General features: G+C 63.0%; 13 protein-coding genes. 10 read left to right on the forward strand and 3 right to left on the reverse strand.

Features of this window, described 5'->3' with window-relative positions:
• Positions 1-64: 64 nt before the first annotated feature.
• The 5 genes from L338_RS03855 (at position 65) to ychF (ending at position 4,271) form a co-directional block, all read left to right on the forward strand.
• Positions 65-1,300 (forward strand): midas domain-containing protein, encoded by a 1,236-nt coding sequence (locus L338_RS03855; RefSeq protein WP_022697045.1) that lies wholly within the window; start codon positions 65-67, stop codon positions 1,298-1,300.
• A gap of 157 nt (positions 1,301-1,457) precedes the next feature.
• On the forward strand, positions 1,458-1,616 hold the full coding sequence (locus L338_RS17520) for a hypothetical protein (protein ID WP_022697046.1): 159 nt from the start codon (positions 1,458-1,460) through the stop codon (positions 1,614-1,616).
• Between the two features lie 145 nt (positions 1,617-1,761).
• On the forward strand, positions 1,762-2,451 hold the full coding sequence (locus L338_RS03860; protein ID WP_022697047.1) for a 50S ribosomal protein L25/general stress protein Ctc: 690 nt from the start codon (positions 1,762-1,764) through the stop codon (positions 2,449-2,451).
• A 44-nt stretch (positions 2,452-2,495) separates the two neighbouring features.
• Complete coding sequence (pth, locus tag L338_RS03865) at positions 2,496-3,101, forward strand: aminoacyl-tRNA hydrolase (protein ID WP_022697048.1); 606 nt, start codon at positions 2,496-2,498, stop codon at positions 3,099-3,101.
• Positions 3,102-3,173: 72 nt separating this feature from the next.
• Positions 3,174-4,271: a redox-regulated ATPase YchF gene (gene ychF, locus L338_RS03870; protein WP_022697049.1), complete on the forward strand. Its 1,098-nt coding sequence runs from the start codon at positions 3,174-3,176 to the stop codon at positions 4,269-4,271.
• A gap of 13 nt (positions 4,272-4,284) precedes the next feature.
• Here the strand turns inward: ychF and L338_RS03875 are convergent, their stop codons facing one another.
• Complete coding sequence (locus L338_RS03875; RefSeq protein WP_027068257.1) at positions 4,285-6,126, reverse strand: M61 family metallopeptidase; 1,842 nt, start codon at positions 6,124-6,126, stop codon at positions 4,285-4,287.
• A 130-nt stretch (positions 6,127-6,256) separates the two neighbouring features.
• Between L338_RS03875 and L338_RS03880 the strand changes: the two genes are divergently transcribed.
• From L338_RS03880 to L338_RS17300, 5 genes are all read left to right on the forward strand, one after another.
• A complete protein-coding gene (locus tag L338_RS03880; RefSeq protein WP_022697051.1) occupies positions 6,257-7,003 on the forward strand; it encodes a sulfite exporter TauE/SafE family protein in 747 nt (248 codons plus the stop codon).
• Between the two features lie 89 nt (positions 7,004-7,092).
• Positions 7,093-8,217, forward strand: coding sequence for a 2OG-Fe(II) oxygenase (locus L338_RS03885; protein WP_022697052.1), 1,125 nt, complete (start codon positions 7,093-7,095; stop codon positions 8,215-8,217).
• 245 nt (positions 8,218-8,462) lie between these two features.
• On the forward strand, positions 8,463-8,975 hold the full coding sequence (locus L338_RS03890; RefSeq protein WP_022697053.1) for a hypothetical protein: 513 nt from the start codon (positions 8,463-8,465) through the stop codon (positions 8,973-8,975).
• A gap of 213 nt (positions 8,976-9,188) precedes the next feature.
• Positions 9,189-10,442 (forward strand): multidrug effflux MFS transporter, encoded by a 1,254-nt coding sequence (locus L338_RS03895; protein WP_022697055.1) that lies wholly within the window; start codon positions 9,189-9,191, stop codon positions 10,440-10,442.
• A gap of 106 nt (positions 10,443-10,548) precedes the next feature.
• Positions 10,549-10,854 carry a hypothetical protein gene (locus L338_RS17300; protein WP_152485806.1) on the forward strand — a complete coding sequence of 102 codons (306 nt, stop codon included), beginning with the start codon at positions 10,549-10,551 and terminating at the stop codon, positions 10,852-10,854.
• A 29-nt stretch (positions 10,855-10,883) separates the two neighbouring features.
• Here L338_RS17300 and L338_RS03900 read toward each other — a convergent pair whose 3' ends face one another.
• Positions 10,884-11,543 carry a hypothetical protein gene (locus L338_RS03900; RefSeq protein WP_022697056.1) on the reverse strand — a complete coding sequence of 220 codons (660 nt, stop codon included), beginning with the start codon at positions 11,541-11,543 and terminating at the stop codon, positions 10,884-10,886.
• 28 nt (positions 11,544-11,571) lie between these two features.
• A complete protein-coding gene (locus L338_RS03905; RefSeq protein ID WP_022697057.1) occupies positions 11,572-12,453 on the reverse strand; it encodes an SDR family oxidoreductase in 882 nt (293 codons plus the stop codon).
• Positions 12,454-12,468 lie beyond the last annotated feature (15 nt).

The raw sequence follows: 12,468 nt of genomic DNA on the forward strand, positions 1-12,468 counted from the left end.
AGCGCCACGCGGCGGCCCACCGGACGGGCGGCGCGCGCGGCTTTTTGAAGCCTGGAGACCCAAAATGAAGACCCAGTCCCTTTTTGCAGCGACCGCCACCATTGCGCTCATGGCGTTTTCCGCCAATGCGCAGGATGACAGCGCCTTTGCCGCCCTCGATGCGAACGCCGACGGCGAGCTTTCGCTTGAAGAAATTCAAGCCGAATCCAAGGCCGTCACGCAAGCCGATTTCGATATCTACGACACCGATTCCAGCGAAGGTCTCTCCCAGACCGAATACGACGCCTGGATGACGGCGAAGACCGAGATGGACGCCGACGCTGAAACCGGCCTGGAAATGGAAATGGAAGCGCCGGAAATCGACGCGCCGGAGCCTGACGCCGGCATCGCCGCCGATGTGGGCGCGGACATGACCGCGGAAACCGATTCCGGCGACATGGACATGGATGTCGAAGCCGATACCGGCGTGGAAGCCGGCCCTGACGCCGAAATGGATATGGGCGCGGAGACGGACATGGACGCCATGGCCCAGCCCACCGTCGATGACGAAACCCAGCCGGAAACGGTTGTGGAAAGCGACGCCGAAATCGGCGTTGATCAGGAAGTCACCAACGATGGCGACGGCGACATGGAAGCGCCGGTCGATCCGCCGGCCGACGCCATGAACACGGACACGGAAGTGACCGACGCCGAGGCCGAAGCCAATACCGAGATGGGGCTGACCGCCGATGGCGAAACCCCGGAAGCGGCGGCCAACAACACGCCGCAGGCCGATGACGACGCCACGCCTCCGGCCAAGCTGACCTCGCCCGATGATACCGCGGGCGGCGATGGCGCCAGCGCCTCCATGTCTGCGGACGCGGACATGCAGGCCAGCGCGCCGATGGCGTCGGATTACGGCACGGAAGACGACCAGGTCAGCTTGCTGACCAGCTTCACCGCGATGGACGCGGACGGCAATGGTTCGGTGTCCTCGAACGAATGGTCGGACTGGCAGGCGGAAGACACCGCCAGCCGCACGCAGGGCTTCACCGCGGTTGACACTGACGGCAGCGGCCGCGTGGTGTTTACCGAGTTCGCCGAAGCCTATGGCTGGACTCCCGTCGCCGTGATGGCGGTGGAGTCTGATGCGGGCGTTGCGGCCGATGTCGGCGCGGACATGATGGTCGATCCGGAAACGGATGCCGGCGTGGACGGTGAAGCGGGCATCGAAACCGACATCGAAATGGATGACGGTCAGGGCGATGACGCCGCCATGGACGATGATGCGATGACCGATGACAATCCGGAACAGCAATAAAAGCCTTTTCCGGATAGAATAACCGCATAAAAAGGCCGGCCCGCAGGGGCCGGCCTTTGCTTTGTCATCACGGTGTAATTACAACGACGGATGAATGGGGGCTTCAGCGTTCAATCAGCCTCGGACTGGTAAGCTCTGAAGCAAGATGACCAGACTTATGAAAACAAGACAGGCGCGTTTTCTGATCGCCGTCAGCCTTTTGATCGCGGCGGTGTCCGCCGTGGCGGTTTACAGCCACGCGGAAGAGCTGGAGAGCGCGGCCAGTGATAACGGCATCGTGCTCTGGCTGGGCGATCCGGACATGCGCCGCGACTAGCCGCAGTGCATGGCTTGCGCCCGGCGCGCTTATCCCATAAAAGCGCCGCCTTAAATTCAATGCCGCGGAACGGCAGTGGCGGTTCCGCGAGGCGCCGGCCCGCAACGGGGCGGCGGATACGTTTTTAGGTGAAGGCGGCAAAGCAATGAGCGATATCGTTCTCAAGGTCGATGTGCGTGAATCCAAAGGCACGGGCGGCGCCCGCGCTGCACGGCGCGAAGGTCTGGTCCCGGGCGTGATCTATGGCGGCGAGCGTGGCTCGGTCGCGATCGCCTTCAAGGAAAACGAACTGGTCAAGGCCATCAAGCAAGGCAACCTGCTGGCCCACATGATCGAGATCGAATATGACGGCGAGCGTCAGCCCGTCATCACCCGCGACATCCAGTTCCATCCGGTCACCGACAAGGCGCTGCACATTGACGTGCTGCGGGTCGAGGAAAACACCCGGATCGACGTCGAGATCCCGGTCCACTTCATCAATGAAGAAGCCTCTCCGGGCCTTAAGCGCGGCGGCGTCCTGAACGTTGTCCGCCACATGGTCGAGGTGAACACCCCGGCCGGCTCCATTCCGGAAGAGCTGATCGCCGACCTGACCGGCCTGGACATCAACGACGCCGTGCACATCTCCTCTATCCCGATGCCGTCCGGCGTCCGCCCGACGATCACCGACCGTGACTTCACCGTCGCCACCATCGGCGCGAAGATGAAGAAGGAAGAAGAGATCGTTGAAGAGGAAGTCGCCGCCGACGAGGTGCCGACGACCGAGCAGGAAGAGGATATCGACACCTCTGACAGCGAAGCTGGCGATATCGAACCCGAGAAGGAAGAAGGCTAGTCCGCTTTTTCAGGCGGACGCATCCGAAAGCCTTCCGGAGCGTCATGCAGATATGGGCCGGGCTCGGCAATCCGGGTCCGAAATACGCCGGACATCGTCATAATATCGGTTTCATGGCCGTGGACGCGATTGCCGCGCGCCACGGCTTTGGCCCATGGCGCGCCCGCTTTCAGGCGGAAAGCGCCGAGGGCGTGATCGATGGCGAGAAGATCCTGCTTCTCAAGCCCCAGACCTACATGAATGAAAGCGGCCGTTCGATTGCCGAGGCGATGCGCTTTTTCAAGCTCGCCCCCGAGGACATCGCCGTTTTTTACGATGAAATCGACCTGGCTCCGGGCCGCTTCCGCATGAAAACGGGCGGCGGGGCGGCCGGGCATAACGGCATCCGCTCCATGATCAGCCACGCCGGCGCCGATTTCCGCCGCGCCCGCATGGGCGTTGGCCATCCCGGCCACAAGGACATGGTCCATTCCTATGTGCTGCATGATTTCGGCAAGGCCGAACAGCGGGACTGGCTGACCCCGCTCCTGGACGCCTGCGCGGACGCCGCGCCCTATCTCGCCTCGCGCGATGAGGAGCGTTTCCAGACGGAGGTAATGCGTCTGGCGCCCGCCCCGAAAGCCGATCCCCGCAAGGCGGCTGACAGCTGAACCTTGACGCGCGGCCCCGCCGGCCGCATCACCTCGCGCTCTAACCCTTTAACGCCAACGGAATTTTCATCGATGGGCTTCAAATGCGGCATCGTCGGCCTGCCCAATGTCGGCAAGTCGACCCTTTTCAACGCGCTCACCCAGACGGCGGCGGCGCAGGCGGCGAATTATCCGTTCTGCACGATCGAGCCGAACGTGGGCGAGGTCGCCGTGCCCGAACCGCGCCTGATGAAACTGGCAGAGATCGCAGGCTCGAAGGAAATCATCCCGGCGCGCATGAATTTCGTCGACATAGCGGGCCTGGTCCGCGGCGCCTCGAAGGGCGAAGGGCTGGGCAACCAGTTCCTGGCCACTATCCGCGAGGTCGACGCCGTGGCCTATGTCCTGCGCTGTTTCGAGGATGGCGACGTCACCCATGTCGAGGGCCGCGTCGATCCCATTGCGGACTTTGAGACCGTCGAGACCGAACTGATGCTGGCCGATATGGACAGCCTGGAAAAACGCCGCGCGGGCGTGGAGAAGAAAGCCAAGTCCGGGGAGAAAGAGGCCAAGGCTCAGCTTGTCCTGATCGACCTGGCGCTGGACCAGTTGCGCGAGGGCAATCCGGCCCGCAACGCCGATGTGCCGGAAGAGGCGAAAAAGGACTGGAAGATGCTCCAGCTTCTGACCGCCAAGCCGGTCCTGATGATCGCCAATGTGGACGAGGAATCGGCCGCTGCCGGCAACGAACACTCCGAAAAGGTCATGGAACGGGCGCAGCAGGAAGGTGCCCCCGCGGTGGTCATTTCTGCCAAGATCGAAGCGGAACTCGCCCTTCTGGAGCCTGATGAGCGCGCCGAATATCTGGGCGAGCTGGGGCTGGAGGAGCCGGGCCTGAACCGGATGATCCATACCGGCTACCAGCTTCTGGGCCTGCAGACCTATTTCACGGTCGGTCCCAAAGAGGCCCGCGCCTGGACCATTCGCGAGGGCTGGACCGCGCCCAGGGCCGCCGGCGTCATCCATGGCGACTTCGAGAAGGGCTTTATCCGCGCCGAGACGATTTCATACGACGATTATGTCGCGGTGGGCGGCGAACAGCCGGCCAAGGACGCCGGGAAAATGCGTCTGGAAGGCAAGGAATACATCGTCCGCGAGGGCGACGTGATGCATTTCCGCTTCAACGCCTGAGGGCTCTCCGGACCTATTCGGCCGTATCCTCGCCCAGCCAGGCGCGGCGGAAGCGTTTTTGCGCGCGGCTCGGATCGCGGTCCGCGTCCTCGAACGCGACCACTTCCAGCGTCTGGTCCTCGCCGAACGTCACGGTTTCGGTGCGTTCCCGGCCGCGTTTGACGAACACAATCTCCGCCGTATCGCCCGGCTCGAAGCGCGAAACGGCGTCCTCCCAGTCGCTTTCGCTGTCGATGGTCAGCCGTCCAAGGCGCAAAACCTCGTCGCCGCGATCCAGTCCCGCGGCGTAAAGCGCGCTGTTCCGGGCCGCATTCGAGGCGATTTCCACCGCTTTCCCGTCCGTTTTCAGAGTCACCGGGCCTAAAGACGCGTCGCCTTCATTGGCCTTTCGCAGCATAAGTCCCGCCTGTTCCAGCAATTCGCCGAGGTCCGGCAGGCCGCTTTCCTCCACATATTGATCGAAAAACGCTTCCGCGAAGGCCGCATCGCCTGTCACCTCGGCCAGTCCGGCTTCCAGATCGGCGGGCGTATAGGGTGTTTCCGCGCGGCCGTGGGTCTCCCACATGCGCCGCATATAGTCGTCCAGCGTCACATCATCGAAGCGTTCACGCAGGGTCAGGTCCAGCGTCAGCCCGATAACCGCCCCGTACGGATAATAGGACACGAAGGTGTTGGAATAATTCGTGGGGTCGATGGCCGTCGCCGCGTCCACAAACGGGGCGCGAAGGCTCATATCCTGCGGCGAGGCGAGGTCCCGTCCGCGCCCGTTCAGCACATAATCCAGCGTGCCGGAGAGGTCCTCCAGATACTCGTCCAGATCGGTTTCGCCCGCGCGCAGGGTGAAGAGCGGCGCGTAATAGGAGGTGAACCCTTCAGCAAACCACAGGGACGGGGTCGGATTGGCCTTGGTAAAGTCGAACGGCTCCAGCTCCGCCGGGCGCAGGCGCTCCACGTTCCAGGCGTGTATGAACTCATGGCTGAGCGTGCCCAGCTGCCCGAATTCGGCCTTATAGAGCCCGTTGGCGGAAGTCAGGATGGTGGAATTGCGGTGTTCCATCCCGTCCCCGTTCACATGCGGCAGGTAACAGGCGATGAAAGTGTAGGTCCCATAGTCGAAATCGGGGATGTCGCCCCACATTTCGATCTGCGCCTCGGTCACGTTCTGCGCCATTGCGGCGTATTCATCGGCGTCTTCGGCCGTGCCGTCATGGTGCAAGGCAAGGCGGATCGTATAGCTGCCGGCTTCTTCCTCCACCGTCCATTCGCGCAGGTCGAAGTCGGAAAGCTCGGTCGGGCTGTCCATGAAATACTGGAAATCGGGCGCCCGGAAGACGTTTGGATCGCCGGTCGGCTCCAGTTGCGTGGCGATTTTCCAGTCCGGATCGGCGGGATTGAAGGTGATCTCGACCGGCCGCTCCCCCAATCCCTCCGCCCACAGGAAGGCGGAGGGCATGTTCAGATGCGCATGGGTGGTGTCGACCTGCGAATAGGTGCCGTCGGCGCGGTCTGCATACAGCGTATAGGTCGCCGTCACCGTCCCGTCATGGCCCGAAACCGTCCAGCTATAGGGGTCTTCGCGCGATACGGTCAGGGCGTTCCCGGCGCTGTCGGTCGCGGAAAAGTCATAGACGTTCTTGGCGAACTCATGGATCGCGTAGCGCCCGGGGGAGGAGCGCGCCATGCGGAAGGTCACGGGCGCGTCGCCGGCATCCTCATACGTTACCGAAATGCGTGCCTCGTGATGCGCCGCGTTCTCGAAACTCGCCTCATACTGGACCGGCGCGGAGCCGGCGGGCTGGGCGGCGGCGAGGGCGGGCGCAAGAAATACGGCGCTGGCGAGCAGTTTTGGCGACATGAAAACCATCCTTGAAAGGGCGGGCGCGTGGATTGCGCGTGAGGAAATTCAAACTGCGCGATTGAACACGCCTGCGGCATTCGTCTCAAGATGGCGGGAAATCGCAGCCGGTCTGATCTAGTCTTTCGCCATGTTCTACATCTTTCTCGCCCTGGCCGGCTTCATGGCCTGGATCGTTTCCACCATTGGCGGCGGAGGCGGGGCGCTGATCCTTGTGCCGGTCGTGGGTTTTCTGGCCGGGGCGCAGGCCGTGGCGCCGGTGGTGACGCTGGCGACCGTGATTGCCGGGGGCGGCCGTCTGCTGGCTTTCTGGAAATCGGTGGAATGGCGCGTGGTGCGCTGGGCCTTGCCCGGCGGGGTGCTTGGCGGCGCCATCGGGGCGGTTCTGTTTTCCGTCGCCCCGGCACCGTGGCTGCAGATCCTGATCGGCCTGTTCCTGATTTCCACCGTGGCGCAATACCGTCTGGGCCGCGTCGAACGCACGTTCCGGGTCCGCTACTGGCTGTTTTTGCCGGCGCAGGCGGTCGTCGGCCTGATTTCGGGCCTGGCCGGGGCCTCGGGACCCATCCTCAATGTTCTTTATCTGAACGCGAAGATCACAAAGGGCCGCATGGCGGGGACCAAGACGGCGGTTTCCCTGCCCATGCATGCGGTGAAACTGGCTGCCTATGCCGCGTTCGGGGCGATGAGCGGACAGATATGGCTGTTCGGTCTGGCCGCGGGACTGGGGGCTTTCAGCGCCAACTGGCTGGCCAGGGCGTGGCTGGAGCGGATGCCGGAACTACAGTTTCGCGGCGTCGTGATCGCGGTGATGGCGGTCTGCGGCGCGGTGATGATCTGGGATCAGCGCGCGCTTTTGGCCGGCCTGTTCCAATAGCCTCGCGCAGCGCGCGTCCGGATTTTTCTCGACAGTTCCGCGCGCCCGGCAATAATACCGCCTACGGGCGTTTCGGGAGGGCCGCCAGCATGACGGGAACACGCATCTTGCAGCCGGGCGAACCGGCCCCCTGGTTCAGACAGCGCAGCACGTCCAACCCGAACTATGCGTTCGATACGGTGGGCGGGCGCTATGTCGTGCTGTGCTTCCATCATTCCGCCGGCGACGCGGCGGGCCGTGAAATGCTGCGTATCGTGGAAGAACGGCGGACCCTGTTCGACGACGACACGGTCGCCTTTTTCGGCGTCTCCACCGATCCGGCGGACGAGAAGGAACAGCGCCTGAAGCCGATGCTGCCGGGCGTGCGCTATTTCTGGGATTTCGACCGCAAGATCAGCCAGCTCTATGGCGTTTCCGGCCCGCAAGGCGACCGCCGCGTCTGGATGGTGATGGACCCGACATTGCGCATCCGCGCCGTCTTCCAGTCGGAGGGCGGGGCCGAATGGCGGAAAGTGGCTGATTACCTGGCCGGTCTTCCCCCGGTTGCAGAACATCCGGGCCTGCCCGTCCATGCCCCCGTCCTTGTCCTGCCCAATGTGTTCGAGCCGGAATTCTGCGAGCGCCTGATCGGGCTTTACGAGACGCATGGCGGGCGCGAGTCCGGCTTCATGCGGGAAGTGGACGGCAAGACGACCCGCCTGTTCGACAACGCCCACAAGCGGCGCGCCGACTATGATATCGAGGACAAGGCCCTGCAGGCCGAGCTGCGCATGCGCATCATCCGGAAGGTGGTTCCGGAAATTTCCCGGATCCACAATTTCAAGGTGACCCGGATGGAGCGCTATATCGTGGCCTGCTACGACAGCGTCACCGGCGGCCATTTCCGGCCCCACCGGGATAATACCTCCAAGGGCACGGCGCATCGCCGCTTCGCCGTCTCGATCAATCTAAATGACGCGTTCGAGGGCGGAGAGCTGTATTTTCCGGAATACGGCCAGCGCTCGATCAAGATTCCCAAGGGGGCGGCGGTGGTGTTCTCCTGCGCGCTGATGCACGCGGTGACGCCGGTGACGGCCGGACGGCGCTTCGCCTTCCTGCCCTTCCTCTATGATGACGCGGCGGCCGCCATCCGCGAGGCCAATAACCGCTATCTGGCGCAGGATGTCGGGCAATATCACTCGAACGCCGCGGCCCGCCCCGCCGCGGACGCTTGAGGGGATGGCCCGGAGAAACGCCTTCAGGCCTTAAAAACCGGGACCGTTCCGGTCCATTGCAGGCCGGACTGCAATCACTGCACAGGACCGGCGCGCCATGCAGTCTTATAAATAATTGAATTTATTGATAAATCGGGAATTTGGCGATTTCTGACGATTCCGCCGTCACAACTTCCAGAACCTGCCGCAAAGCCGCCTTGGTTCATGCATTTATACCCCATGTGAGACACGAAAAGGAGGCTCTCATGCGTAATATTCTTTATTCCGCCGCTGCGATTGCGGCCCTGATCTCTGCGCCCGCCCTGGCCCAGGAAGTCGATTCCAACATCGACACGGACGCTTCGGGCGAAGTTGAGCTTCAGAACGAACTGCCGTCCGTCGACGGCGATCTTGAGACCACTCAGGAGCCGATGGTCGACGACGTCGAGCTGGAAGCTGAAACGGACGCCGAGGCGAACGCCGAGGCCGACGCGGAAGTGACCGCCCCTGACTATGTGACCGAAGCCAATCTTGGCTCCGACGTCTATTACCAGGGCGAAGTCATCGGCACGCTGGACACGCTGGATGCGGATACCGCGAATGCGACCATCCTGCTGGCCAGCGGCGAGACGGTCGACGTCGAGTCGGAAAGCCTGATCATCGCTGACGATGGCACCATCGTCGCGGCCGTGACGGAAGACGAACTGAATCCGTCCGCCGGCGCCGAAACGGACGTCGAGACCGAGATTGACGCGGAAGCGGACGTTTCGGGCTCGTAAGAAGACCAAAAATCTCCGTTGATCCGGTCCGGCTAGCGGTTCCTTGGTTCCGCGCCGGACCGGACACCTTCAACCCCGCCGTGCTTCACGGCGGGGTTTTTTCTGCGCCGCGCTTGATTTTGCAGTGCAGCAGGCCGAAATCGGTAAGAACCAATCGCCGGTTCACCGTTTGCGCGCGCCGGGGCATATCAATTCCTCCCGGAGGCTGGCGTCATGGCGCAGGCGGATTCCCGCTCACATCCCGTTATTGCGATTCCCGAACTGATCGCGATGGTCGCCAGCCTGATGGCGCTGAACGCGCTGTCCATCGACATCATGCTGCCCGCCCTTCCCGATATCGGCGAGGCGTTCGAGCTGACGGACCCCAATCGCCGGCAGCTTGTGGTCATTGTCTATCTGTTCGGGTTTGGCCTGGCGCAGCTTGTCTATGGCCCGCTGGCCGATTCCTACGGGCGCAAGGGCGTGCTGCTCTCCGCGCTGGGCGGGTTCATGGCGGCCACGCTGCTTTGCATCATCGCGCCGACCTTTCTGACCCTTCTGATCGCCCGCACGCTGCAGGGCGTGGCGGCGGCCGCCACGCGCGTCATCGCCATGGCGGTGGTGCGGGACCTGGTGCACGGGCGGCGCATGGCGCGGGTGATCTCTCTGGCCATGACCGTGTTCATGGCCGCGCCCATCCTGGCGCCCTCGCTGGGCCAGCTGATCCTGTTCGGGGGTGAATGGCACTGGATCTTCGGCGCGCTCCTGGCCGCCGGGGCCGGTCTGTTTATCTGGATTTTCACGCGCTTGCCGGAAACGCTGGCGGCGGAGGACCGCTCCGAATTCCGCCTCATGCCGATCCTGAAGAATTACGCGATTGCCTGCTCCCACCGCATCACGCTGGGCTACATGCTGGCTTCCAGCCTGATCTTCGCGGCGCTGTTTTCCTTCATCGCCACGTCTGAGCAGATTATGGCGCAGCAATATTCGCTGGGCGCGGTGTTCCCGCTGGCCTTTGCCGGCATCGCGGGCGGGTTGTCGATCTCCAATTTCATCAATGCGCGCATGGTCGAACAGGTGGGGCAGCGGCGGCTGTCGCACGGCGCGCTGATCCTGTTCATCCTGATCAGCGGCGGACACGCCCTGCTGATCTCCGCCGGGATCGACGGATTCTGGGTGTTCTATTCGCTGTTGTTCGCCGCAATGTTCCTGTTCGGCATGATCGGCGCGAACTTCTCCTCGCTGGTCATGGAGCCGGCGGGCAAGCGCGCGGGCGTGACCTCGGCCGCCTATGGCGCGGCGACCTCCACCATCAGCGCGGTCATTGGCGGCTTTATCGGCGCGGCCTATGCCGGCACGGCTTTCCCGCTGGTCTTCGGCGACGCCATCCTCGGCGTCCTCGCCCTTCTCATCATCTTCGCCACCGAACGCGGCAAGCTGTTCGGCGCGGAGGAATATGAGGACGAGGAAGACGGCGCGGCGGCCTGAAACCGTACAGCTTCTAACTAAGCGCCAACTTACAATTTGTCGCTACAATTGCGCTTACCGTACAGTGAGGTGAGAAAGCCCCGAACCTGCCGAGCAATGTGATCCAATGTCGCCTGTCACCGCGTTTTTCGCATCGCTCTTCTTCATCGTCAGCATACGGTTCGTGATTTACGTCCACACATCAATCTTCCTGCATGTGGCTTTTTCGAAATTAACTTCGATAAGAAGTCTGCGCTTCTGCAAATATGTCGATGTACCAGGACTCGTTTGCTTTATTTCCGGGTGGATGGCGCTTTCAGATGTTTTTAGAGAGCTTGCCGCTGTCATATTGGGCGTCAGCTTCTTTTTTTATTGTGCTCTGTTAGTCAGAAATATCGCGGCATCGGCGACCAATCGCCCAAAAGAAGAATAAGCTCATAACCGGCGAAAATCGCCAAAGCGCTAGACACTCTTGTAGCGCCGCGTCGCGTCGCACCAGGCGGCCAGCGCGGTCAGGACCGTAAAGACAATCAGGATGCTCACCGCGCCTTGCGTCACCGTCTGATCGGGCATGGAGACGAAGAGGTGGGACGCCTCCAGCAGGGCCAGGACGCCCAGCAGGATGAAGGGCGTCACGCGGCCCAGCGCCGATTTCGCGGTCGAGACGGTCATATAGAGCGCGAACCCGGCGGCCAGAACGATCAGTTCCGACCCCAGCCCCAGCGGCCAGCTATCCCACCAGCCCAGCCCGACCTTGGGCCCGCCGGGCCACAGCGCCAGATCCGGCGTATGGACCAGCAGGTCCAGGAACCAGTGGCTGAGCACCGCCGCGCCGATCACCAGACCGCGCGGCCAGCCGCGCCTCAGAACCAGCGCATAGAGGGCCGCCGCTGCGCCCGCCCAGACCAGCGAGGCGGCAAGGCTGTGCGTCCACGGCATGTGATAGAGATCGTAAGGGCTCATCGCCGTGAAGCCCGGTTCGATCCGCATTTTCTCGACGCCGAGGATCGACAGTATGGCCCAGCCGTAATCGACCAGCTGTACGGCGATGAAGAGGTGCCAGAGCGGTATGCGCCGCGCGGCGGGGGCGGCGAAAGCCGGTCCGTAATGGCCGATGAACATGTTTGCGTCTCCCCCTTCCGGCGCCCGCCTAGCCCATCAGGCTGACATCCATCACCTTCACGCCCGGCGGGGCGGGATAGCCCTTGTCCGGCACGAAGAAGTCCGGCAGCAGCTCTTTCGAGGGGTCGACCTTGTACTGGTCGAAATCGGTAATGCCTTCCGAATGCAGGAAGGTGTCGTCGATCAGGAAATTGCCGGTGAACTTGCGGGAATCCTTCACGAAGACGCGATAGGCGCAATCGGCCAGAATTTCCGGCTTGCGGCACTGTTTCATGCCTTCCTCGCCGGCCAGCACGTTCTGGATGGCGGCGGTGGCGATGGCGGTGCGCGGCCACAGCGCGTTTGCCGCTATGCCGTCCTCGGCCAGCTCCCCGGCCCAGCCCAACACGCACAGGCTCATCCCGAACTTGGCGCTGGTATAGGCGACATGCGGGGCGAACCACTTGGTCTGCATGTCCAGCGGCGGGGAGAGGGTGAGAATGTGCGGGTTCTCGGCCTTCTTCAGGTAAGGCAGGCATTTCTGGGTGACCAGGAAGGTGCCGCGCGCATTGACTTGGTGCATCAGGTCATAGCGCTTCATCGGCGTGTCCGCCGTGCCGCGCGGGAAGATGGCCGAGGCGTTGTTCACCACGATGTCGATGCCGCCAAACTCGCCCGCCGCCATTTCAACCGCGCGCTGCACCTGATCCTCGTCGCGGATATCGCACTGCACGGGAAAGGCTTCGCCCCCGGCCTCCTCGATCTCTTTTGCGGCGGTGTGGATCGTGCCGGGCAGGCGCGGGTCCGGCTCCACCGTCTTGGCGGCGATGGCGATTTTCGCGCCGTCGGCGGCGCATCTCTTGGCGATGGCCAGGCCGATGCCGCGGCTGGCGCCGGTGATGAAAATGGATTTGCCCTTGAGGAGGCTCATAACTCTGTCCCTTGT

The organism is Euryhalocaulis caribicus, assembly GCF_000412185.1.
Classification (GTDB): Bacteria; Pseudomonadota; Alphaproteobacteria; order Caulobacterales; family Maricaulaceae; genus Euryhalocaulis; species Euryhalocaulis caribicus.